This window comes from Kitasatospora terrestris (assembly GCF_039542905.1).
GTDB classification, from domain to species: domain Bacteria; phylum Actinomycetota; class Actinomycetes; order Streptomycetales; family Streptomycetaceae; genus Kitasatospora; species Kitasatospora terrestris.
In genome coordinates, this window is record NZ_BAABIS010000001.1 from 3,454,792 (window position 1) to 3,476,272 (window position 21,481).

Here is a 21,481-nt window from a genome sequence, read left to right on the forward strand (position 1 = left end):
TTGACCAGGGGTGTCTCCGCCCTGTGAGATGACTGTCTGTTCCTGCACGAGAGTAAGAGGCGTCCCCCGGTGCCGCTGTCCACTTCCACCTCCGTCGTCCCGTCCCCCCGCTCCGGTGGGACGACCGCCCCGCCCGAACCGGCCGAGCCGGTGATCCGCGCGATGTCCACCACCTGGACGGCGCGCGGGTTCGAGATCACCGGGGTCGCCCGGCACGGCGACCGCGACACCGGCCGGCTGGCCGCCGCGCTCACCCGGGTCTGGCTCCGGCCGACCGGCAACGGCCCGGCGGTCCGGGTGCGCACCCGGGCGCTGTTCCTGCCGGAGGCCACCGACGACAGCGAGCAGACCAGGTTCAGCCACGACTGGGCCGGCTTCACCGCGTCCGTCGATCCGGAGCGGCTGCGCCGCGGCGGGCGCTGGCGGGACGGCGAGTGGCAGGTCGAGGTGGTGCTGCAGGACGGCCTGCGCACCGTGCACGGGCCGATCGCCCAGCACTGGTGCGGATCCGGCGAGTACCCGCTGAGCCGGTGGGTCGGCGACGCGGCCCGGATCGTCCCGCACTTCCACGACGGGGCGCTGCGGATACGGGTGGAGAACGTCCGGGCCCGGATCACCGGCGCCGAACGGGACGGCGACGCGCTGCTGCTCTCCGGGGCGGCCGACCTCCCCGAGGGCTCGGTCCTGCGGCTGCGGCACCGCGAGTCGTCCGCCGAGCCCGCCTTCCCGCTCCGGCCGGCCGGAGCGGGCCGGTTCACCGTCCGGGTCGGGCTGGAGCACTTCACCGGCGTCGCCGACCCGGAGCGCGAGCACTGGGACGCCGAGCTGGTCCGCCCGGACGGCTCCGCGGTGCGCCCGGTCCTGGACCACCGGCAGGCGCCGATAGCGGGCCAGTTCCGGCTGCCCGGCGCCGACCGGGTGCTCTACCTCAAGGAGCTCTCCGACGGGTACCCGCAGTTCTGCGCCCAGCAGGCGGCCGGCCTGGTGGGGCGGATCACCGCCACCGCGGACGGGTTCGAGCTGACCGGCCACGCCCCGCTGCCGGACCGGGGCCCGCTGGAGCTGGTCCTGCGGCACGACCAGGGCACCGGCGAGAGCGTCCACCGGCTCGACGGCGGCGAGCACTTCACCGTGCACCTGCCCGCGATGCGGACCGACCCGGACGGCCGGCGCTTCCCGCTGCGCAAGGGCGTGTGGGGGCTGCGGATCCGCCCGGCCGGACAGCCCGACGCCGAGCGGCCGGTGCTGCTCGCCCCGGACGCGCTGACCGCGCTGCCGCTGCCGGTCGAGGTCGGCTCCGACACCACCGGCACCAAGCGGGTGCTGCTCCAGCGCCGCTGGCACGACACCCTGATCGTGGACTCCACCCCGGTGCTGTCCGCCGCCGAGCGCAGCGCGTACGCCCAGGAGCGGCTGCGCGAGGTGCACTACCCGCAGGCCCGGCAGCAGCCGCTGCGCGAGGCGGTGCTGTACGACGTGTTCAGCGGCCGCGGCTACGCGGACTCGCCGCGCGCCGTCCACGCCGAACTGGTGCGCCGCGGCGAGCCGCTGGAGCACCTGTGGGCGGTGGACGACGCGCAGGCCGAGGTGCCCGCCGGGGTGCGGCCGGTGCGGGTCTTCAGCCCGGAGTGGTACGAGGCGCTGGCCACCTCCCGGTACCTGGTGGGCAACACCCACCTGCCGGAGTTCCTGGAGCGCCGGCCGGGCCAGGTGGTGGTGCAGACCTGGCACGGCTCGCTGATCAAGCGGATCGCCCACGACGTGGAGAACAGCTGGCTCGGCGACGCCGGCTACCTGGCCGCGCTGGACCGCGAGGTGCCCAACTGGAGCCTGCTGGTCTCCCCCAGCGGCTACGCGACGCCGATCCTGCGGCGGGCCTTCCGGTACGAGGGCGAGATCCTGGAGTCCGGCTACCCGCGCAACGACGTGCTGGCCCGGGCCGGCGCGGCCGAGGCCGCCGGGGTCCGCCGCCGGCTCGGCCTGCCCGAGGGCAAGCGGGTGGTGCTCTACGCGCCGACCTGGCGCGAGGACCAGCAGGCGGAGGGCGGCGAGGGCTTCCGCCTCGACCTGCGGATCGACGTGGCCGCCGCCAAGGAAGCGCTCGGCGAGGACCACGTGCTGCTGGTCCGCCCGCACGCGCACGTCCGCGAGCCGCTGCTGGGCGCCGGCGACGGCTTCCTGTACGACCTGGCCAGCTACCCGGACGTGCAGGACCTGCTGCTGGTCGCCGACGTGCTGGTCACCGACTACTCCTCGATCGCCTTCGACTTCGCGGTGACCGGCCGGCCGATGCTGTTCTTCACCTACGACCTGGAGCACTACCGGGACACCCTGCGCGGCTTCTACTTCGACTTCGAGCAGGACGCGCCCGGTCCGCTGGTGCCCGGCTCCGCGGAGCTGGTCGCCGGGCTGCGCCGGCTCGCCGACGAGGGCGCGCTGCCCGAGCGGTACGAGGAGAAGTACCGGCGGTTCCGGGAGCTGCACTGTCGGCTCGACGACGGCGGCGCCGCGGGCCGGGTGGTGACCCGGATGCTGGAACTGGGTGCCGAACAGGCGCCGGTAGGGTAACCCCGCTCGTCCCGAACGACCTTCCACCAGCCGCTCCCCCGAGGCCATCCATGACTGCCACGATCGACCAGCCCACCGGCCTTCCGGTGCGGTCCCGCCGACACGCCCGGACCGTCCCGCCCCGGTGGCGGCTGCCGCTGGCCGTCGCGGTCTTCGCCGAAGTGGTGCTGCTGCTCTGGTGGGCGGCCGTCTACCCGGGCCTGAGCAGCTACGACTCGGCGATGTACGTCCTGCAGGTGACCACCGGCGACTGGGCCTCCGACCACTCGGTGCTCTACGACGCCCTGGTCTGGTGCGCCCTGCACCTCCCCGGTCGGCTGGCGGTGCTGACCCTGGGGCAGACCGTGCTGGCCTCGGCCACCCTGGCGTACACCTGCGTGGCGCTGCGCGCGCTCGGGGTGCGCGGCCGGTGGACGGCGGCGGTGGCGATCCTGCTCGCGGCGGCCCCGCCGACCGGCGCGTTCGTCCTGTTCATCTGGAAGGACGTGCCGTTCACGCTGTGCGCGGTGCTGGTGTTCGCGGCGTCCGCCCGGCTGGTGGCACGCCGGGCGGGCCGGCCGGACTGGTGGGTGCTGGGCGTCTCGCTGGCCGCGATGGGCCTGTTCCGCAACAACGGACTGGGCATGGCCCTGGTCGCGGGCGTCTTCCTGGTCGTCGCGGTGCGCGGCAGGCGGCTGCTGCTGTCGGTGCTGACCGTGGTCGCGGTCTCGCTGTCGCTGGTCTGCCAGCTGTACCTGTACCCGGCGCTCGGGATCCGGCAGCCCTCGGTGGTCTCGGTGCACTCACTGCACTACCACGACCTGGCGGTGGCCTACGCGGGCGATCCCGCCGCCTTCCGGGACTCCGACCGGGCGGTGCTGGCCGCCGTCATGCCGCTGGACCGGTGGAGCAACGACGGCACCAACTGCTACGTCGGCGACCAGCTCTTCCACGACGCGTCCTTCGACCAGACCGCCGCGGGGCGGCTGGACGACCGGCTGATCGGCATCTGGAAGCGGGTGCTGAAGGAGCGGCCCGACCTGATCGCGGACGCCCACATCTGCCGCGGCCACATCGCCTGGGCGCCGTTCCCCGGCCCGAAGGCGCTGAACGGCTACACCTGGATCGGCTCGCCCGGCCCGACACCGGACGACCTGTACGGGCTCGCGCAGCCGGGGTGGGAGATGTCGCGCAACCCGTATAAGGCGGCGCTGCTCACCGACCCGCTCTCCACCCGGCTGAACCACGCGGCGCGGGCCTGGTACAACGCGTCCAAGACCCGGCAGCTGGACTGGCTGCTGTTCCGCGGCGCCACCTGGGCGTACCTGGGGTACGCGGCGCTGTGGCTGTTCGCCCGCGGCCGGCGGATGCGCCCGGTGCTGGCGCTGGCCGGCGTGACGGCCGGCTACCAGCTGTCCATCCTGGTCGCCAACCCGGCGCCGCTGTACCGCTACATGGTCGGGCCGATGTTCATCGGCGCGTTCTGCCTGACCCTGCTCACCGCCCGCCGGGAGGGTCAGCGGGCGGAGCCGAAGGGGTAGTCGCGGCAGGGCCGCCAGACCTCGTCCGGCCCGAACCGGGAGAGCACGAAGCCGTCCACCGCGAAGGCCGCGGCGAAGCCCCGGGCCTTCTCGTACGCCTCGTCGAGCACCTGCTCGGCGAGGCCGTGGGCCACCGTGACGTGCGGGTGGTACGGGAACGCCAGCTCCCGGGAGAGCGGCCCGGAACGGACCTCGGCCTCCAGCACCCGGCACTCCTGGGCGCCCTCCTCGACCCGGACGAAGACGACCGGGGAGACCGGCCGGAAGGTGCCGCTGCCCTGCAGCAGCATCCGGAACGGCCGGTGCCGGGCCGCCACCGCGCGCAGGTGCGCCTCGATGCCGGGCAGCGCGGCCGCCGCCACCTCGGTCGGCGGCAGCAGCGTGACGTGGGTGGGTATCGACCGTGCCGCCGGGTCGCCGTGCCCGGCCCGGGCGTCCTGCAGGGCCGTGCCGTACGGCTCGGGCACGTGTATGGACACGCCGATGGTGACGGCCTCGGGGAGGCCGTCACCGGGCGCGGCGACGTCGGCGGGCATCAGCGCTTGGGCGGGAGGAAGCCGATGCGGTCGTAGACGGTGGCCAGGGTCTCGGAGGCCACCGCGCGCGCCTTGTCGGCGCCCAGCCCGAGGACCCGGTCCAGCTCGGCCGGGTCGTCCAGGAACTCGCGGGTGCGGGCCTGGAAGGGCTCCACCCACTCGGTGAACAGCTCGGCCAGCTCGGTCTTCAGGGCGCCGTACATCTTGCCCTCGAAGTGCGCGACCAACTGCTCGATGCTCTGCCCGCTCAGCGCGGAGTGGATCCGCAGCAGGTTGGAGACGCCGGCCTTCTCCTGCTCGTCGTAGGAGACCACCGTGCCGGTGTCGGTCACCGCGCTCTTGAACTTCTTGGCGGAGGCCTTCGGCTCGTCCAGGAGGCTGATCAGGCCCTTCGGCGAGGACGCCGACTTGCTCATCTTGATCGCCGGGTCCTGCAGGTCCTGGATCTTCGCCGTCTCCTTGAGGATGTACGGCTTGGGGACGGTGAAGGTCGGCGCGTAGCGGCTGTTGAAGCGCTCCGCGAGGTCGCGGGTCAGCTCCACGTGCTGGCGCTGGTCCTCGCCGACCGGGACGGCGTCCGCCTGGTACAGCAGGATGTCGGCGATCTGCAGGATCGGGTAGGTGAACAGGCCGACCGTGGTGCCCTCGGCGCCCTGCTTGGAGGACTTGTCCTTGAACTGGGTCATCCGGCTGGCCTCGCCGAAGCCGGTCAGGCAGTTCATCACCCAGCCGAGCTGCGCGTGCTCGGGCACGTGCGACTGCACGAACAGGGTGCAGCGCTCCGGGTCGAGGCCCGCGCCGAGCAGCTGCGCGGCGGAGATCCGGGTGTTCTCCCGCAGGGTCGCCGGGTCCTGCGGCACGGTGATCGCGTGCAGGTCGACCACCATGTAGAAGGCGTCGTTGGCCTCCTGGAGGTCCACCCACTGGCGCACCGCGCCGAGGTAGTTGCCCAGGTGGAAGGAGCCGGACGTGGGCTGGATGCCGGAGAGCACCCGAGGACGGTCCTTCACGGGACCGGTGACCGCTGCGTTGACCATGGGCGCCATTGTTCCAGCTTCGGCGTCCGCTCAGGAAACTTCCGCTCCTGGAGGATCCGACAGTGTGACCGCACTCACCCGGATCCGTTCGATCCGCCGGCCGTCCAGCCGGGCCACGGTCAGCCGGGCACCGTCCGCGGTGGTCACCTGGTCGCCCTTGGCCGGCAGCCGGCCCAGCTCGCGCACCAGGAAGCCGGCGACCGTCTCGTACGGGCCCTCCGGCAGCGCGAACCCGGTCTCCTGGGCGAAGTCCGCCAGGTTGAGCAGGCCGTCCAGCTCCAGCGCGCCGCCGGCCAGCAGCCGGGTCGCGGTGGTGTCCTGGGCGTCGTACTCGTCGCGGATCTCGCCGATCACCTCCTCGACCAGGTCCTCCAGGGTGACGATGCCGGCCGTGCCGCCGTACTCGTCGACCACGATCGCCAGGTGGTGGCCCTCCCGGCGCATCTCGCTCATCGCCTCCAGCACCCGCTTGGTGGCGGGCAGCAGCTTGATCGGCCGGGCCAGGTCGCGGACCCGGGCGGCCCGCTCGCCGCGCGCCCCGTACAGGTCGCGGACGTGCACGAAGCCGGCCACCGCGTCGTAGGAGCCCTCGACCACCGGGTAGCGCGAGTGCGGGGAGTCGTCGGTCTCCGGGCGGACCTCGGCGACCAGCCGCTCGGCGTCCAGGAAGGTGACCTCGGTGCGCGGCACCATCACCTCGCGCAGCTGGCGCTCGCCGGCCGCGAAGACGTCGTTGATCAGCGCCCGCTCGTCGCTGCCCAGCTCGGTGTTGGCGGCCACCAGGCCGCGCAGCTCCTCCGAGCTCATGTGGCCGCGGCCGGCCTTGGGGTCGCCGCCGAGCAGCCGGACCACCAGATTGGTGGAGTGCCCGAGCAGCCAGATCACCGGCCGCAGGGTGACCGACATGACGTCCACCACGGGGGCGGCGAGCACCGCGACGGACTCCGCCCGCTGCAGGCCGAGCCGCTTGGGGGCGAGCTCGCCGAGGACCAGCGAGACGTAGGAGATCACCAGGGTCAGGCCGACCAGGGCGACGGCGTCCGCGACCGCCGGGTCCAGGCCCAGCTCGACGAAGAGCGGCGCGGCCTTGCCGGCCAGCGTGTCGGCGCCGAGCGCGGCCGACAGGAAGCCCATGCAGGTCACCCCGACCTGGGCGGCGGCCAGGAAGCGGTTGGGGTCGGCGGCCAGGTGCGCGGCCCGGACGGCGCGCCGGGAGCCGGTCGCCTCCAAGGCCCGGATCTGGCCCTCGCGCAGCGAGATCAGCGAGATCTCGGCCACGTTGAACAGGCCGCCCAGCATGATGAAGACCAGGACGAGTGCCGCATCCTGAAGGGTTTCGCTCACAGCCGGACATCCTAGGGCGGCCGCGGGTCACCGCATCGGACTGTGATAATTCCAGGGCCAAGAGCGATCTTTCCCGAAGGACGGCCGATTCCATGCCCCCGACCTTGTCCAGCGCCCCGGACGCCTCCGAGCGGCGCCCGGAACAGCCACGTCACAGACGCGGTCTCGACGCGCTGCACCGGGTGCCGCGACCGGTCCGCAGCGTCTGGCTGTGGCCGGTCCTGGCGACGCTGGTGGTGGGCCTGTACCACGTCACCGTCCCGGTGATGTGGCACGACGAGCTGGCCACCCTGTCGGTGGTGCGGCGGCCGGCCGGCGACATCGTCGACATGATCCGGCACGTGGACGCGGTCCACGGCACGTACTACCTGTTCCTGCACTTCTGGATCTCGGTCTTCGGCGAGAGCCCGCTGGCGATGCGTCTGCCGAGCGTGCTGGCCATGGCCGGCGCGGCCGGGTGCACGGCGCTCGCCGGACGCCGGATGTTCGACGCGCGCGCCGGCCTGGTCGCCGGCCTGGTCTTCGCGATGCTGCCGACGGTGGCCCGGTACGGCCAGGAGGCCCGGTCGTACGGCTTCGTGGTGTTCGCGGCGGCCGCGGCCCTGGTCCTGCTGCTGCGCGCCCTGGAGCGGCCCACCGCGCTGCGCTGGCTGGCCTACGCGGCGGCGCTCTGCTGCTCCGGCTACCTGCACCTGGTGTCGCTGGTCTACCTCGCCCCGCACGCCGTCGGGGTGGCCCTGGCCTGGTGGCGGGACCGGCGGAACTGGCGGCTGCCGGCCGGGTTCGTCGGCGCGGTGCTGGCGGCGGTGGCCGCCGCCTACCCGCTGGTCCACCTGAGCGGCAAGCAGGCCGCCCGTCAGATCGGCTGGATCGGCCGACCGGTGTTCGGCGACCTCTGGAACATCTGGCCGCAGATACTCGGCGGCACGTCGGTCACCGTCGCCGTGCTGACGGTCGCGGTGCTGGCGGTCGGCTCGAAGCGGCCGGGCTCGGTGCTGCTCGGCTGGTGCCTGGTGCTGATCCCGGTGGGGGCGCTCTGGGTGGCGTCCACGCACGGCTCGGTGTCGTACTTCATGCCGAAGTACATGTTCTTCGTGCTGCCGGGCGTGTCGGTGCTCGCCGGTGCGGGCCTCGCCCTGGTCCGGCTCCGGGCCACCCTGGCCGGCCTGGCGGTGATCGGCCTGCTGGCGCTCCCCGACCAGCGGGTGCTGCACGGCACGCTCTCGCACGCCAAGTACGTCTACCCGGTGCCGGTCACCTGGTTCGACCCGCTGGACTACCGCGCCGCCGCCCGCCTGGTGGCGGCGGGCTACCACCCGGGCGACGCCGCCGCGTTCGGCCAGAACCAGTGGCAGCTGTGGTGGGGCGTCGACATCGGCGTCCGGTACTACCTGCCCGAGGACGTCGTGCTGCGGGACGTGTTCGCCGGGCAGAGCGGGCAGCAGCGCGACGACCTGTGGCCGACCATGACCCCCGACCCGAAGGCCGCGCTGGGCACCACGCCCCCGCCGCGGATCTGGCTGGTGGCCAAGGACGGCGGCCAGGACCCGTTCGGCACCCTGCCGCCCGCGTACGCCAAGGCGCTCCAGGAGCGCTACAAGCTGGACCACGTCAAGACGGTGTCGGGCATGTCCGTGTCGCTCCTGGTCCGCCGCTGACGGCGCCGCACCCCCGACGGCCGACGGCCGGGCACCCCGTTCCCGGGGGGCCCGGCCGTCGGGCCGTTCAGGTCGCGGGGGCTCAGATGAGGCCGAGCTCCTGGACCGCGTCGCGCTCCTCGGCGAGCTCGCCGACCGAGGCGTCGATCCGCTTGCGGTCGAACTCGGAGAGGTCCAGGCCCTGGACGATCTCGAAGGTGCCGTTCTGGGTGGTGACCGGGAAGGAGGAGATCAGGCCCTCCGGCACGCCGTACGAGCCGTCGGAGACGATGCCCATGGAGGTCCAGTCGCCGGCCGGGGTGCCGTTGACCCAGGTGTACACGTGGTCGATGGCGGCGTTGGCGGCCGAGGCGGCCGAGGACGCGCCGCGGACCTCGATGATCTCGGCGCCGCGCTTGGCGACCTTGGGGATGAAGAAGTCCTCGACCCACTTCTGGTCGGCGCCGACGGCCTCGAAGGCCGACTTGCCGGAGATCTCGGCGTGGAACAGGTCCGGGTACTGGGTGGCGGAGTGGTTGCCCCAGATGGTGACCTTCTTGACGTCCTCGACGGTGACGCCGGCCTTCTTGGCGAGCTGCGCGACGGCGCGGTTGTGGTCGAGGCGGGTCATCGCGGTGAAGCGCTCGGCCGGCACGTCCGGGGCGTTGCGCTGGGCGATCAGGGCGTTGGTGTTGGCCGGGTTGCCGACCACCAGGACCTTGATGTCGTCCGCGGCGTTGTCGTTGATCGCCTTGCCCTGCGGGCCGAAGATGCCGCCGTTGGCGGACAGCAGGTCGCCGCGCTCCATGCCGGCGGTGCGCGGGCGGGCGCCGACCAGCAGGGCGACGTTGGCGCCGTCGAAGGCCACGTTCGCCTGGTCGGTGATGGTGATGTCGCGCAGCAGCGGGAAGGCGCAGTCGTCGAGCTCCATCGCGACGCCCTCGGCGGCCTTGAGGCCCTGCGGGATCTCCAGCAGACGGAGGTTCACCGGGACATCGGCGCCGAGCAGGTGGCCCGAGGCGATGCGGAAGAGCAGCGCGTAGCCGATCTGGCCGGCCGCTCCGGTGACCGTGACGTTGACGGGGGTGCGAGTCATATCTACCTACTCCAGCAAATCGCCAGGTGCCCCAGGCACGTCGGCGCACTGGAGCCGAGGATGATCTCTCGATATCGAGAGAACCGACCCAGGTTATCGCAAGGGGAGCCCGCCGGTTGCGAACGGGCTCCCCATGAGACGAGCGTTACTCGCCGTCGGTGCGGCGCGCGGCCGACCGGGTCAGTGCGGCGCGCGGCCGACCAGCCGCCCGATGTTGTCCAGCAGCGGCATCCGCAGCCACGGGTCCGGCTGGGCCACCAGGGTGAGCACGGTGATCACCCCGCCGAGGAACAGCAGCACCGCCACGTCGGTGAAGCGGCTGCGCACCGCCAGCATGCCGACCTCCGGCAGCACCAGGCGCAGCGCCGCCGCGATCAGCAGCGAACCGCCGACCACCAGCAGGCCGAGCCGGAACCCGCCGGTGGAGGTGATCAGCAGCCCGAGTCCCGCGACGGCCAGCACCATCGTTATCGGCCACTGCCGGACCGGCAGCGGGTGGCTGCGGTCCAGCGCGGGAGCGGCACCCTCGGGCGGATGGGTGCTGGTGGTCCGCCCGGGCAACCGGCGTCGGCTGGCCATGCCTGTCAGACGCCGGCGCGGCGCTCGGCCGCCTCGACGATGTTGTTGAGCAGCATCGCGCGGGTCATCGGGCCGACACCGCCGGGGTTCGGGGAGATCCAGCCCGCCACCTCGGCCACGCCCGGGTGGACGTCACCGACAATCTTGCCCTCGCTGCGGCTGACGCCGACGTCCAGCACGGCCGCGCCGGCCTTGATGTCCTCCGGCTTGATCAGGTGCGGCACGCCGGCGGCGGCCACCACCACGTCGGCCTTGCGCAGGTGGTAGCCGAGGTCGCGGGTGCCGGTGTGGCACAGCGTGACGGTGGCGTTCTCGGTGCGGCGGGTGAGCAGCAGGCCGATCGAGCGGCCGACGGTCACGCCGCGGCCGACCACGACCACCTCGGCGCCGTCCAGCTGCACGTCGTGCCGGCGCAGCAGCTCGACGATGCCCAGCGGGGTGCAGGGCAGCGGGCCCCGGATGCCGAGCGTGAGGCGGCCGAGCGAGGTCGGGTGCAGGCCGTCGGCGTCCTTGTCCGGGTCCATCAGCTCCAGGACCGGGTTGGGGTCGAGGCCCTTGGGCAGCGGCAGCTGCACGATGTAGCCGGTGCAGGCCGGGTCGGCGTTGAGCTCGCGGACGACGTTCTCCACGTCCTCCTGGGTGGCGGTGGCCGGGAGCTCGCGCTGGATGGACGCGATGCCGACCTCGGCGCAGTCCTTGTGCTTGCCGTTGACGTACCAGCGGCTGCCCGGGTCGTCGCCGACCAGGACGGTGCCGAGGCCGGGGACGATGCCCCGCTCCTTGAGGGCCGCCACGCGGACGGCGAGTTCGGACTTGATCGCGGCCGCGGTGGCCTTGCCATCGAGAATCTGGGCAGTCATGCGCCCATTCTCCCGTATGGAGCGCGTTGCGGTTGCGCCACAGTTGTGTCCGTGCGATGAGCGCCGCTGGACACCGCGGGGCGCCACCCGCGACGATGTGGGCTGCAGACATGTGCCGATCCGACCTGGTGACGGGGGGTCGGGCGCGACGGGGGAACGATCTCGGGGGAACCAAGGTGAGCAATCCGTACCAGACACCCGACCCGTACGGTCAGGGCGGCGGCTACGGCCAGCCGCAGCAGCAGCCCGGCTACGGGTACCCCCAGCAGACGCCTCCGCCGGGCTACCAGCAGGGCGGGTACCCGCAGCAGCAGCCGCCGTACCAGGCGCAGCAGCCGTACCAGCCCTACCCGCAGCAGCCGGGCGCGGCCGCGCCGCAGAACCAGCTGGCCACCGCGTCCGTGGTGATCGGCTTCATCGCGATCCTGCTCTCCTGCTTCTACGGCGGCATCCTCGGCCTGGTCGGCCTCGGCATCGGCATCGGCGGCCTGAACCGGTCGACCAAGACCGGCCAGGGCCGCGGCGCGGCGATCGGCGGGATCGTCCTCAACACCTTGGCGGTGCTGGTCTTCATCGCCGTCATCGTGTTCGTCGTCGTCGCCCCGGACGCATGAGTGGCACCGGCGCGGCCGCCGCACGACTGACCGACCGTTGGCGGCGCTCCGCCGACTCGGTGCAGGGCGCGCTGCTGCGGGTGCTGCTGCGCGGCGCCGGCGGCGCGGTCGCCGCGGTGGCGGTCGCCCAGGTGCACGACGCGCACGACCCCGGAGTGCTGTGCCTGCTGCGCCGGTTCACCGGCGTCCCGTGCCCGGCCTGCGGGTCGACCACGGTGTTCATCGAGGCGGGGCACGGCGACTGGACCGCCGCCCTGGCCGCCAACCCGGTCACCGTGATCGCCGCGACCGGCCTGCTGCTGGCCCCGCTCGGCCCCGGCCGCTGGTGGTGGGGCCTGTCGAGCCGCCGCCGGGGCGCCCTGATCGGCGCGGCCGTGGTCGCCGCCTGGACCTGGCAGCTGCACCGGTTGGGCATCTCCCGGCCCTGAACCGCGCTCCGGCGGACGTCCGTCGGGTCGAGATCGCTCTCCCCGGCGTCACCGCCGTCCGCTAATCTCCCACCCGGTCGGTGTCTCACATGCCCGTCCGTCCCAGGAACTTCCTGTCACCCGTCCTCATGTCCCATCCTGCCCGGAGGCATTGATGAGCTACCCGCCCGACCCCAACAACCCGTACGGCCAGCAGCCGCCGCAGGGCTACGGCGCCCCGCAGCAGCCCGGCTACGGCTACCCGCAGCAGGCCCCCGGCTACGGCTACCCGCAGCAGCAGCCGGCCCCGGGCTACGGCACCGTCCCGCAGCAGGGCTACGGCTACCCGCAGCAGCCCGGCTACCCGGGCGGCTACCCCAACGCGGGCATGGTGGCGAACTTCTACGCGGGCTGGGGCAGCCGCGTGGTGGCGCGCATCATCGACCAGTTCACCATCTTCCTGATCCCCGGCATCGTGCTGGGCATCGGCTACTCGAAGATGATCAGCGCCACGGTCGGCGCGGCCCAGGCCGGTTACATCGACGCCAACGGCGAGTACGTCGCGGGCACCGTGAACGCGAGCGACGCCGGCAGCGGCACCGTCTTCTTCCTGATCGGCGGTCTGCTGCAGCTCGCCGCCGTGGCGTTCTACACCTACCTGCAGGGTGTGAAGGGCCAGAGCCTCGGCCAGCGCGCGGTCAACATCCGCCTGGTCCGCGAGGCCGACGGCCAGCCGGTCGGCTGGGGCATGGCGTTCGTCCGCCAGCTCTGCCACGTGCTGGACGGCTTCTGCTGCCTCGGCTACCTGTGGCCGCTGTGGGACGCGAAGAAGCAGACCTTCGCCGACAAGATCATGAGCACCGTGGTCGTCAAGTCCCAGTGACGCGCACGGCGAAGGCCCCGCACTCCGAGCTCGGGGTGCGGGGCCTTCGCCGTTCCGTCAGTGGAAGAAGTGCCGGGTACCGGTGAGGTACATCGTCACCCCGGCGGCGGTCGCGGCCGCGACCACCTCCTCGTCACGGACCGAACCGCCGGGCTGGACCACGGCCTTGACGCCGCCGTCGATCAGCACCTGGAGACCGTCCGGGAACGGGAAGAACGCGTCGGACGCGGCGTACGAGCCCTTGGCCCGCTCGCCGGCCCGCTCGACCGCGAGCTTCGCGGAGTCGACCCGGTTGACCTGGCCCATGCCCACGCCCACCGAGGCATTGTCCTTGGCCAGCAGGATCGCGTTGGACTTGACGGCCCGGCAGGCCCGCCAGGCGAACGCCAGCTCGGCCAGCTCGGCCTCGCCCAGCGCCTCGCCGGTGGCCAGCGTCCAGGTCGCCGGGTCGTCGCCCTCGGCGTGGATCCGGTCGGTCTCCTGCAGCAGCACGCCGCCGGAGATCGGACGGACCTCCTTGGCGTTGGCCGGGGCCTCGGGCGCGACCAGCACGCGGATGTTCTTCTTGCGGGCCAGCACCTCGACGGCGCCGTCCTCGTAACCCGGGGCCACCACGACCTCGGTGAAGATCTCGGCGACCTGCTCCGCCATCTCCACGCTCACCGGGCGGTTGACCGCGATCACGCCGCCGAACGCCGACAGCGGGTCGCAGGCGTGCGCCTTGCGGTGCGCCTCGGCGACGTCCGCGCCGGTGGCGATGCCGCACGGGTTGGCGTGCTTGATGATCGCGACGGCCGGCTCGGCGTGGTCGTACGCGGCGCGGCGGGCCGCGTCGGTGTCCACGTAGTTGTTGTACGACATCTCCTTGCCGTGCAGCTGCTCGGCGCCCGCCAGGCCGCCGGAGCCGTCGGAGTAGATGGCGGCCGACTGGTGCGGGTTCTCGCCGTAGCGCAGCACGTTCTGGCGCTCGTACGTGGCGCCCAGGAAGGCCGGGAAGCCCGCGGCGGAGCCGCTGGTGTCCGCAGCCTCGGACTCCGTGTAGCCGGACTCCTCGAACCAGGAGGCCACGGCCACGTCGTAGGCGGCGGTGTGCGCGAACGCGGCGGCCGCCAGGCGCTTGCGGGTCAGCAGGTCGAAGCCGCCCTCGGCGGCGGCCTTCAGCACGTCGCCGTAGCGGGCCGGGTCGACGACCACGGCGACCGACGGGTGGTTCTTGGCGGCGGCGCGGACCATCGACGGGCCGCCGATGTCGATCTGCTCCACGCACTCGTCCGGGGTGGCGCCGGAGGCGACGGTCGCCTTGAACGGGTAGAGGTTCACCACGACCAGGTCGAAGGGCTCGACGCCGAGCTCGGCCAGCTGCGCGCGGTGCGACTCCAGGCGCAGGTCGGCGAGGACGCCGGCGTGCACGCGGGGGTGCAGGGTCTTGACCCGGCCGTCCAGGCACTCCGGGAAGCCGGTCAGCTCGGACACCTCGGTGACCGGCACGCCGGCGGCGGCGATCCGGCCGGCGGTGGAGCCGGTGGAGACGATGGTGACCCCGGCGGCGTGCAGGCCCTGGGCCAGCTCCTCCAGACCGGTCTTGTCGTACACGCTGATCAGCGCGCGGCGGATCGGGCGGACGTTCTCGGACACGGGGGGCGTGGTGCTGGAGGCGGCGCTCATGCCGGAATCCATACCTTTCGGTCTTCGATGCGATGGCCTTCGCGGGCCAGCCGGCCCACGACCTCGACGAGCAGCTTGCGCTCGACAGTCTTGATGCGCTCGTGCAGCGCTTCGCCGCCGTCGGCGTGGTCGGCGTCCTCGACCTCCACCACGCCCTGGGCGATGATCGGCCCGGTGTCCACCCCGGCGTCGACCAGGTGGACCGTGCAGCCGGTGACCTTCACGCCGTACGCGAGGGCGTCCGGGACGCCGTGCGCACCGGGGAAGGCCGGCAGCAGGGCCGGGTGGGTGTTGACGATCCGGCCCGCGAAGGCGGCGACGAACTCCGGGCCGAGGATCTTCATGAAGCCGGCCGTCACCACCACGTCGGGCTGGTGGGCGGCGACGGCGGCGGTCAGCGCGGCGTCCCAGGCGGCCCGGTCGGCGTGGTCCTTGATCCGCTCGACGAAGGTCCCGATACCGGCCTTCTCGGCACGGTCCAGGCCGGCGATGTCGGTGCGGTCGGCGCCCACGGCGACGATCTCGGCGCCGTACGCCGGGTCCGCCGCGGCGTCGATCAGCGCCTGCAGGTTGGTGCCGGAACCGGAGACCAGCACCACCAGCCGGGCCGGTCCGGGCGTGCGGGGCGGGAACACTTGGGCGGAAGCGGCGGCCACTGCGCGAATCTCCGTACGTCATGTTGCTCCCCCCAGCCTTCGGCCGGGAGGTGCCCCCGTGCTGGTACATCCACCGGCGGTGGGGCCACTACAAGGGGCGCGGAAGGTCGAACCGGGTACCGGCGGATGCACCGGGAGACGCGGCGCTGCGGACCGCCCGGGAACCGTGGTGAGCTGCTGACCGTCACCACGATAACGGCTGGTCGAAGGCCATCCGTAACCGCCGGGCAACGCTACGCGCGTAGTTGAGACGGGGATCTCGCCCCGGTCCGGACCCGACCCGGGCCGAGCTCCCGCCACCACCCGCCGAACCCAACGGGCGGGGCGCCGTCCGGGCGTCGAACGGCTGGGGGATCATTGACCCGCGGGCCGCCACCCCGGCGCCCGCACGCCCCCACGAGAAGGAACGGGCCGACACCATGAGCAGCGGCGAGGACACCGGCGAGCGCAACCCCTTCGCGCCCCCGCCGGAGGGCACCCCCGACCAGCCGTGGCGTCCCCGCACCCCGGCCGGCGGGCCGAACGGCGGCCCGAACGGCGGGTCTGCCGACAACGGTCCGTCCGGCAACGGCTGGTCCGGCGGTGCGGACGAGGACGGCCCCGTCCAGGTGCCGCCGCCGCACCCCTGGAGCCCCGGCTACCGGGGCGGCTGGTCCGCTCCCCCGCAGCAGCCGCCCACACCGCCGCAGCCGAAGTTCGACCCCAACGACCCGGTCCAGCGCCGCTCCCGCTACGCGCTCAGCGCCGGCCTCGGGGCGATGTTCTGCACCCTGCTCAGCCTGTCGTACGTGGCCCTGGTGCTCGGCCTGCTCGCGGTCCACTGGGCGCTCAGCTCCCTGCGCGCCGGACGCGCCGCCGCCGCACCCGCCCCGAGCGGCGCGCCCGCCGTCGGCGGCAACGGCAACGGCGGGAACCTGGCCGGCTGGCCCACCCCGCCCCAGGTCCCGGCCGCGCTCGGCGGACTCATCACCGGCGGCATCGCGCTGCTCTTCACCTTCGCCTGGTTCGGCGTCCAGCTGTACTACCAGGACTACCTGAGCTGCGTGAGCGACGCCCTCACCGACCAGGGCGCCGCCTCCTGCAGCGACCTCGCACCGCACTGGCTGGTCAACCTGATCACCGGCCCGCAGTAGCCGGCCCCGCCGGAACCGGAGCAGCACCCCGGTCCCGGCCCCCGGCGCCCGAGCTCGACGGCCGCGCAGCGACGGCCCGGCGCCGGCGTCCTCAGCCCGCGACCCGGCCCCGGGCGGCCCCGGGCGGCCCCGGGCGGCCCTGTGGCAACGAACCAGCCCTGACCACCTGGGCTCGACAGGCCGCGCTCCTTCCACGCCCCGCACTCGGCGGCCGCGCAGCGACAGCCCGGCGCCGGCGTCCTCAGCCCGCGACCGGCCCCGGACGGCCCGCCGCAGGCGGCCCTGCGGGCAGCGGACCGGCCCCGACCGGCCCGGCCCGTCGACTCCGCCGGGCGGGTCAGCCGTTTCGCCGGAGGGCCGCCCAGGGTGACGGCAGAGCGGCGAGCCACGCCAGCGTCCGGTTGAGCGCCACCCGCGGCCGTGCCGTCCATCGCACGCCCAGCCGGGTCAGCCGCGCCCACCAGTCCCGCTCCGCGCCGCGCAGGCCCCACCAGCGGACCAGCACCGCGCCCGGCACCGCCGCCAGCGCCAGCCAGCCCGCCGCGGCCACCCCGGTCTGCCAGACGGACGGCCCCAGTGCCGACATCCGCCCCGCCCCGAGCGCACCGCCCGCCGCCCACGCCACCACCGCCGCCGCGATCCCCGCGCACCCCGCCGCCCCGAGCGCCGCCACCGCCGTCCCCCGCACCCCCCACCGCCCGCCGTCCCGCAGGGCACCGGCCGGGCCCTGCGCGGCGTCGGCGTACCGCCCGCCGGAGTGCCGCGAGCCGCCCGGGTACCACCGACCGCCGGGGCCGTGCCCCGCGTCGGCCGCCCCCACCGCGCCGTGGTCTCCGTAGCCGTGGTCTCCGTAGCCGTGGTCTCCGTAGCGGGCCGAGCCGAACGGGGCCCGGCCGTCGGCGGCCACCACCCGGCCCCGCAGGACCCGCGACCCGTCGCCGGAAGCGCCGTACTCCACCGGGTCGACCAGGTCCCCCGCCCTCTCAGGTCCCGCCGGGTCGGCCGGGTACCGGGAGTCCGCCTCGATCGCCGCCCGGCCGAGGAGCAGCGCGGGCAGGACGCCCGCCCCCAGCGGCAGGGCGCAGGCCAGCAGCCCCCAGCCCGCACCGCCCGGCGCGGGTACCAGCGCGAACAGCGGGAAGTCGGGCACCGCGCCCAGCCGGGTGCCGAGCGGCGCCGCCACCGTCCCCGTGCCGACCGCGAAGCCCGGGCCGAGCGCGTACGCCGCCGCCCAGACCACCGCGTTCGGCAGCAGCGCGGCGCACGCCAGCAGGATCCCGAGCCAGTCCGCCGGCCCGCTCCCGAGCAGCCGTGCCGACCGGCCCGCCGTGCCCAGCACCACCGCGAGGACCAGCACCGCTCCCCCGGCCGCCACCATCGCCAGCAGCCACAGCGCGGCTGCCCGGCCGGCCACCCGGGCCGCCCCGGCGGGCCGGAGCGCCGCCGGCACCCGGTGCGACCAGCGGCCCGTCCGGCGTTCGCCCCCGCCGGCCCCGCGGGTCCCGTCGACCCCGCCGGCCGCCCGGTGCGCGGCCGGGCGGACAGCACGTCGGGCGGCCGGGTGCCGGGCCGTCCCGTCCCGGTGGGCGCCGCGCAGGCCGGCCCGTACGCCGGTGGTCAGCGCGGCTGCGGCGAGTGCCGCCACCGCCGCCAGGTCGGCCACCGGACGGGCGCGCAGGGTCGCGTCCGGTACCGCGCACTGTGCCACCGCCCCGGCCGCCACCAGCAGGTATCCGGCGCCCACCGCCAGCGGGGCGCGCCAGCTGAACCGTCCGCGCCGGGCGATGCGCCGCCCCGCGCGGTGCAGCAGGACCGCCGCGACCACGGTCAGCAGCAGCGGGGCGACCGTCACCGGCGCTTCCTCCACGCCTCTGCGCAGCGGTCCGCCGTGGCCGAGCAGCCAGACCGCGGACGCCACCCGGGCCGCTGCGGGCGCGGTGTCGTCGCCGTACGGGGCCAGGACCCACAGGCCCAGCACGGGGACCGCGACCAGGGAGAAGGTGAGCAGCCCGGCACGGACCCCGGCGAGCAGGTCGGCGAGGGCCGAACGGGCACCCAGTTCGCCCGGCAGCCCCAGAATCGGACGACCCATCAGCTGCGTCATGGGCTTCATGCTCCCAAGATCACCCGTTGCGGGGTGTCAACGGGCGAACCTTCGCCGTGTCCCTGATTATCAGGCTATGTGCGTAATTCCGGGACGCCCGTCCGGTGGGGAGGTCCACGCCCGGTGACCACCCCCTCGCCCCCGACCTCGCCCGAGACCGCCGAGCCCCCGCAGCCCGGAGGTCCGTCCGCACGCGCCCGGGCCGACGCCGCCAAGGCGCTGCGCCTGCTGACGCCCCGCGAGGCCGAGGTCCTCGCCCGGCTCGCCGCCGGGGACGACCTGCGCGCCGCCGCCGACCACCTCGACCTGGCGCCCGCCACCGTGCGCGCCTACGTCCACCGCGCGATGCGCAAGCTCGGCGTCAGCAGCCGGGACGAGGCCCTCGCCCTCACCGGCCTGCTCGCCGGCCCCACCCCGGCGCCCGCACCGGCCTCCGCGCCCGCACCGCCGCCGACACCGGGCGCAGCCCCGGCCCCACCGCCCGCTGCGGCTGCGCCCCTCAGCCCGAGCCCGACCGCCACGACGCCGACCACGCCTCCGGCCCCCGCGACTACGCCTCCGGCCCCCGCGACCGCGCCGAGCCCGACACCGTCACCCGCTGCGGCCGCGCCCCTCGTCCCCGGCCCGACCGCCACCCCGGCCCCGGCTCCGGCCCCGGCTGCGCCCCCGACTCCGGTGGCGGCTCCGTCGCCGGACACGGCCCCCGGGTCCGGACCCGCCCCGGTCGCGACTCCAGGGGCGGAGGCCCACCGGCCCTCGCCGGCGCCCGCCAGGCCCGCACCCACGGAGCCGGACCCCGCACCCCCGCCGGCCGTCGCGGCCGAGGCCGCACCGGTGGGCTTCGCCGAGCTGTGCGCGGTCGCCCACACCCGCCTGGTGCAGCAGACGTACCTGCTGACCGGGCACCGTCGCCGCGCCACGCACTGCGTGAACCTCGCGCTCGGCGACGCGTGCCGCAGCTGGGCCGCGGTGTCGGCGCTGCCCGACCCGGAGGGCTGGGTCCGGGCGCGGGCGTTCGAGTCCGCACTGTCGCCGTGGCGCCGGGGCAGCCCGCGCCGCTCGCACCTGCTGCGGCTGCCGCACCGCCGGATCAGGGTCGGCCCGGCGACGGAACCGGAGGCACCGGACCGGCTGACCCCGCGTGACCGGGCGCTGCTGAAGGCCTTGCACCGGCTGTCCCGCCCGCAGCGCCAGGCGCTGGTCCTCCACGACACGCTGGGCCTGCCGGTGTCGGCGGTCGCGGCGTCGGTGGAGTCGAGCACGGCGGCCGCCGAGGGACGGGTGCTGACGGCCCGGGCGGCGCTGGCCAGGTCGGTGCCGGAGCTGGTCGGCGGGGATCCGACGGAGGACGGGTTCGGCGAGCGGCTCGGCGGCCTGCTGTACCGGGCGGCGGTGCACGGCTGCCCTTCGCCGCGGCTGCCCGCTGCCGCGATGCTGGTGTCCGGCAGCCGGCTGCGGTCGGCGGTGACCACGGGTTCGGCGGCGTTGCTGTCGGCGGCGATGGGGACGGCGGTGGTGACGACGCTGCTGGGCAGCGGCCCGTCCGAGCTGTTCCGGCCGGCGGAGCCCGCGCCGCCCGCGGTGTGCACCACGGCGTCGCTGGGCAGCGCCGGACCGGCCGCGCTGCCGGACGGCGCGCCCGGTCTGCGCAGCGCGTGGTGCAGCCCGGCGCCGGGCCTGCCAGCCCGGTTCGTCGCGCCGCCCGCCCTGGCCGCGGCCGCCCAGCCGTCCGGGGTCCAGCCGTCCGGGGTCCAGCCGTCGGCCGGGCAGGGGCCCGTCGGGCAGGCACCCGCCGCCCAGGATCCGACGCAGTCGGTGCAGCCGCCGCCGGCTACCCGCTGAAACGTTTCTCCAGAGCGCACGAACGCCGAGGGCGCCGCGGACGGAAGAACCGTCCGCGGCGCCCTCGGCGTGTACCGCGTGGGTGTCGCCCCGAGTGTTACTTCGCGGCGTTGAACAGCTCGCGGGCCAGGCGGGCGGTCTCGGACGGCGTCTTGCCGACCTTGACGCCGGCGGCCTCGAGGGCCTCCTTCTTCGCCTGGGCGGTGCCGGAGGAGCCGGAGACGATGGCGCCGGCGTGGCCCATGGTCTTGCCCTCGGGCGCGGTGAAGCCCGCGACGTAGCCGACGACCGGCTTGGTGACGTGCTCGGCGATGTAGGCCGCGGCACGCTCCTCGGCGTCGCCGCCGATCTCGCCGATCATGACGATGATCTTGGTCTCCGGGTCCGCCTCGAACGCCGCGAGGGCGTCGATGTGGGTGGTGCCGATGACCGGGTCGCCACCGATGCCGACGGCGGAGGAGAAGCCGAGGTCACGCAGCTCGTACATGAGCTGGTAGGTCAGCGTGCCGGACTTCGAGACCAGGCCGATCGGGCCGGTGGAGGTGATGTCCGCCGGGATGATGCCCGCGTTGGACTGTCCGGGGGAGATCAGGCCGGGGCAGTTCGGGCCGATGATCCGGGTCTTGTTGCCCTTGGAGCCGGCGTACGCCCAGAAGGCGGCCGAGTCGTGGACCGGCACACCCTCGGTGATGACGACGGCGAGGCCGATCTCGGCGTCGATCGCCTCGACGACGGCGTCCTTGGTGAACTTCGGCGGCACGAAGATGACGGTGACGTCGGCACCGGTCTCCTTCATGGCCTCGGCCACGGTGCCGAAGACGGGCACGTCGGTGCCGTCGACGTCAACGGTGGTGCCGGCCTTGCGCGGGTTCACACCGCCGACGATCTGGGTGCCGGAGGCGAGCATGCGGCGGGTGTGCTTCATGCCCTCGGAGCCGGTCATGCCCTGGACGATGACCTTGCTGTCCTTGGTAAGGAAGATAGCCATGGTGTTAGTCCC

General features: G+C 74.4%; 18 protein-coding genes. 8 read left to right on the top strand and 10 right to left on the bottom strand.

What is annotated here, in order from left to right; all coding sequences use genetic code 11:
- The first annotated feature begins 69 nt into the window (after positions 1-69).
- Together ABEB06_RS15715 and ABEB06_RS15720 are read left to right on the top strand one after the other, a co-directional pair.
- Positions 70-2,568 carry a CDP-glycerol glycerophosphotransferase family protein gene (locus tag ABEB06_RS15715; protein WP_345697486.1) on the top strand — a complete coding sequence of 833 codons (2,499 nt, stop codon included), beginning with the start codon at positions 70-72 and terminating at the stop codon, positions 2,566-2,568.
- 50 nt (positions 2,569-2,618) lie between these two features.
- A complete protein-coding gene (locus ABEB06_RS15720; protein ID WP_345697487.1) occupies positions 2,619-4,088 on the top strand; it encodes a hypothetical protein in 1,470 nt (489 codons plus the stop codon).
- Here ABEB06_RS15720 and ABEB06_RS15725 read toward each other — a convergent pair.
- Genes ABEB06_RS15725 through ABEB06_RS15735 form a run of 3 tightly spaced genes read right to left on the bottom strand, consistent with a single transcriptional unit; the run spans position 4,064 to position 7,005 of the window.
- Positions 4,064-4,624, bottom strand: coding sequence for a 2'-5' RNA ligase family protein (locus tag ABEB06_RS15725; protein WP_345697488.1), 561 nt, complete (start codon positions 4,622-4,624; stop codon positions 4,064-4,066). The genes ABEB06_RS15720 and ABEB06_RS15725 overlap by 25 nt on opposite strands.
- Positions 4,624-5,661 carry a tryptophan--tRNA ligase gene (trpS, locus tag ABEB06_RS15730; protein WP_345697489.1) on the bottom strand — a complete coding sequence of 346 codons (1,038 nt, stop codon included), beginning with the start codon at positions 5,659-5,661 and terminating at the stop codon, positions 4,624-4,626. Before trpS ends, ABEB06_RS15725 begins: the two co-directional genes overlap by 1 nt.
- A 30-nt stretch (positions 5,662-5,691) precedes the next feature.
- The gene (locus tag ABEB06_RS15735; protein WP_345697490.1) at positions 5,692-7,005 is read right to left on the bottom strand and encodes a hemolysin family protein; all 1,314 of its coding nucleotides are present in this window, start codon (positions 7,003-7,005) and stop codon (positions 5,692-5,694) included.
- A 92-nt stretch (positions 7,006-7,097) separates the two neighbouring features.
- Here ABEB06_RS15735 and ABEB06_RS15740 point away from each other — a divergent pair, with 92 nt between their 5' ends.
- Positions 7,098-8,663, top strand: a complete 1,566-nt coding sequence (locus ABEB06_RS15740; protein ID WP_345697491.1) for a glycosyltransferase family 39 protein — start codon at positions 7,098-7,100, stop codon at positions 8,661-8,663.
- A gap of 82 nt (positions 8,664-8,745) precedes the next feature.
- Here the strand turns inward: ABEB06_RS15740 and ABEB06_RS15745 are convergent, their stop codons facing one another.
- The 3 genes from ABEB06_RS15745 to ABEB06_RS15755 form a co-directional block, all read right to left on the bottom strand.
- Positions 8,746-9,738 carry a malate dehydrogenase gene (locus tag ABEB06_RS15745; RefSeq protein ID WP_345697492.1) on the bottom strand — a complete coding sequence of 331 codons (993 nt, stop codon included), beginning with the start codon at positions 9,736-9,738 and terminating at the stop codon, positions 8,746-8,748.
- A gap of 180 nt (positions 9,739-9,918) precedes the next feature.
- The gene (locus ABEB06_RS15750; RefSeq protein WP_345697493.1) at positions 9,919-10,317 is read right to left on the bottom strand and encodes a DUF3017 domain-containing protein; all 399 of its coding nucleotides are present in this window, start codon (positions 10,315-10,317) and stop codon (positions 9,919-9,921) included.
- Positions 10,318-10,322: 5 nt separating this feature from the next.
- A complete protein-coding gene (locus ABEB06_RS15755; protein WP_345697494.1) occupies positions 10,323-11,177 on the bottom strand; it encodes a bifunctional methylenetetrahydrofolate dehydrogenase/methenyltetrahydrofolate cyclohydrolase in 855 nt (284 codons plus the stop codon).
- A 176-nt stretch (positions 11,178-11,353) separates the two neighbouring features.
- On the opposite strand from ABEB06_RS15755, the gene ABEB06_RS15760 reads away from it, so the two are divergent.
- The 3 genes from ABEB06_RS15760 to ABEB06_RS15770 all read left to right on the top strand — a co-directional run bounded on the left by ABEB06_RS15760 (position 11,354) and on the right by ABEB06_RS15770 (position 13,081).
- The gene (locus tag ABEB06_RS15760) at positions 11,354-11,791 is read left to right on the top strand and encodes a hypothetical protein (RefSeq protein WP_345697495.1); all 438 of its coding nucleotides are present in this window, start codon (positions 11,354-11,356) and stop codon (positions 11,789-11,791) included.
- Positions 11,788-12,219 carry a DUF2752 domain-containing protein gene (locus ABEB06_RS15765; protein WP_345697496.1) on the top strand — a complete coding sequence of 144 codons (432 nt, stop codon included), beginning with the start codon at positions 11,788-11,790 and terminating at the stop codon, positions 12,217-12,219. The genes ABEB06_RS15760 and ABEB06_RS15765 overlap by 4 nt, the downstream gene beginning before the upstream one ends.
- A 154-nt stretch (positions 12,220-12,373) precedes the next feature.
- Positions 12,374-13,081, top strand: coding sequence for an RDD family protein (locus ABEB06_RS15770; protein ID WP_345697497.1), 708 nt, complete (start codon positions 12,374-12,376; stop codon positions 13,079-13,081).
- A gap of 57 nt (positions 13,082-13,138) precedes the next feature.
- Here the strand turns inward: ABEB06_RS15770 and purH are convergent, their stop codons facing one another.
- Positions 13,139-14,746 carry a bifunctional phosphoribosylaminoimidazolecarboxamide formyltransferase/IMP cyclohydrolase gene (gene purH / locus ABEB06_RS15775; protein ID WP_345697498.1) on the bottom strand — a complete coding sequence of 536 codons (1,608 nt, stop codon included), beginning with the start codon at positions 14,744-14,746 and terminating at the stop codon, positions 13,139-13,141.
- Positions 14,743-15,402, bottom strand: a complete 660-nt coding sequence (gene purN / locus ABEB06_RS15780) for a phosphoribosylglycinamide formyltransferase (protein WP_345697499.1) — start codon at positions 15,400-15,402, stop codon at positions 14,743-14,745. Before purN ends, purH begins: the two co-directional genes overlap by 4 nt.
- Positions 15,403-15,821: 419 nt before the next feature.
- Between purN and ABEB06_RS15785 the strand changes: the two genes are divergently transcribed.
- On the top strand, positions 15,822-16,535 hold the full coding sequence (locus ABEB06_RS15785) for a hypothetical protein (protein WP_345697500.1): 714 nt from the start codon (positions 15,822-15,824) through the stop codon (positions 16,533-16,535).
- 337 nt (positions 16,536-16,872) lie between these two features.
- Here the strand turns inward: ABEB06_RS15785 and ABEB06_RS15790 are convergent, their stop codons facing one another.
- The gene (locus ABEB06_RS15790; protein WP_345697501.1) at positions 16,873-18,639 is read right to left on the bottom strand and encodes a cell division protein PerM; all 1,767 of its coding nucleotides are present in this window, start codon (positions 18,637-18,639) and stop codon (positions 16,873-16,875) included.
- A 123-nt stretch (positions 18,640-18,762) separates the two neighbouring features.
- On the opposite strand from ABEB06_RS15790, the gene ABEB06_RS15795 reads away from it, so the two are divergent.
- A complete protein-coding gene (locus tag ABEB06_RS15795) occupies positions 18,763-20,481 on the top strand; it encodes a LuxR C-terminal-related transcriptional regulator (protein WP_345697502.1) in 1,719 nt (572 codons plus the stop codon).
- A gap of 97 nt (positions 20,482-20,578) precedes the next feature.
- Here the strand turns inward: ABEB06_RS15795 and sucD are convergent, their stop codons facing one another.
- Positions 20,579-21,469: a succinate--CoA ligase subunit alpha gene (gene sucD / locus ABEB06_RS15800; RefSeq protein WP_345697503.1), complete on the bottom strand. Its 891-nt coding sequence runs from the start codon at positions 21,467-21,469 to the stop codon at positions 20,579-20,581.
- Positions 21,470-21,481: the final 12 nt, after the last annotated feature.

Bases quoted from the DNA above. Each gene is read 5' to 3' on its own strand.
- ABEB06_RS15750 (WP_345697493.1), bottom strand. From the start codon at position 10,317: ATGGCCAGCCGACGCCGGTTGCCCGGGCGGACCACCAGCACCCATCCG.
- ABEB06_RS15745 (WP_345697492.1), bottom strand. From the start codon at position 9,738: ATGACTCGCACCCCCGTCAACGTCACGGTCACCGGAGCGGCCGGCCAG.
- sucD (WP_345697503.1), bottom strand. From the start codon at position 21,469: ATGGCTATCTTCCTTACCAAGGACAGCAAGGTCATCGTCCAGGGCATG.
- trpS (WP_345697489.1), bottom strand. From the start codon at position 5,661: ATGGTCAACGCAGCGGTCACCGGTCCCGTGAAGGACCGTCCTCGGGTG.
- purH (WP_345697498.1), bottom strand. From the start codon at position 14,746: ATGAGCGCCGCCTCCAGCACCACGCCCCCCGTGTCCGAGAACGTCCGC.
- ABEB06_RS15720 (WP_345697487.1), top strand. From the start codon at position 2,619: ATGACTGCCACGATCGACCAGCCCACCGGCCTTCCGGTGCGGTCCCGC.
- ABEB06_RS15725 (WP_345697488.1), bottom strand. From the start codon at position 4,624: ATGCCCGCCGACGTCGCCGCGCCCGGTGACGGCCTCCCCGAGGCCGTC.
- ABEB06_RS15740 (WP_345697491.1), top strand. From the start codon at position 7,098: ATGCCCCCGACCTTGTCCAGCGCCCCGGACGCCTCCGAGCGGCGCCCG.
- ABEB06_RS15790 (WP_345697501.1), bottom strand. From the start codon at position 18,639: ATGACGCAGCTGATGGGTCGTCCGATTCTGGGGCTGCCGGGCGAACTG.
- ABEB06_RS15755 (WP_345697494.1), bottom strand. From the start codon at position 11,177: ATGACTGCCCAGATTCTCGATGGCAAGGCCACCGCGGCCGCGATCAAG.
- ABEB06_RS15770 (WP_345697497.1), top strand. From the start codon at position 12,374: ATGAGCTACCCGCCCGACCCCAACAACCCGTACGGCCAGCAGCCGCCG.
- ABEB06_RS15785 (WP_345697500.1), top strand. From the start codon at position 15,822: ATGAGCAGCGGCGAGGACACCGGCGAGCGCAACCCCTTCGCGCCCCCG.
- ABEB06_RS15765 (WP_345697496.1), top strand. From the start codon at position 11,788: ATGAGTGGCACCGGCGCGGCCGCCGCACGACTGACCGACCGTTGGCGG.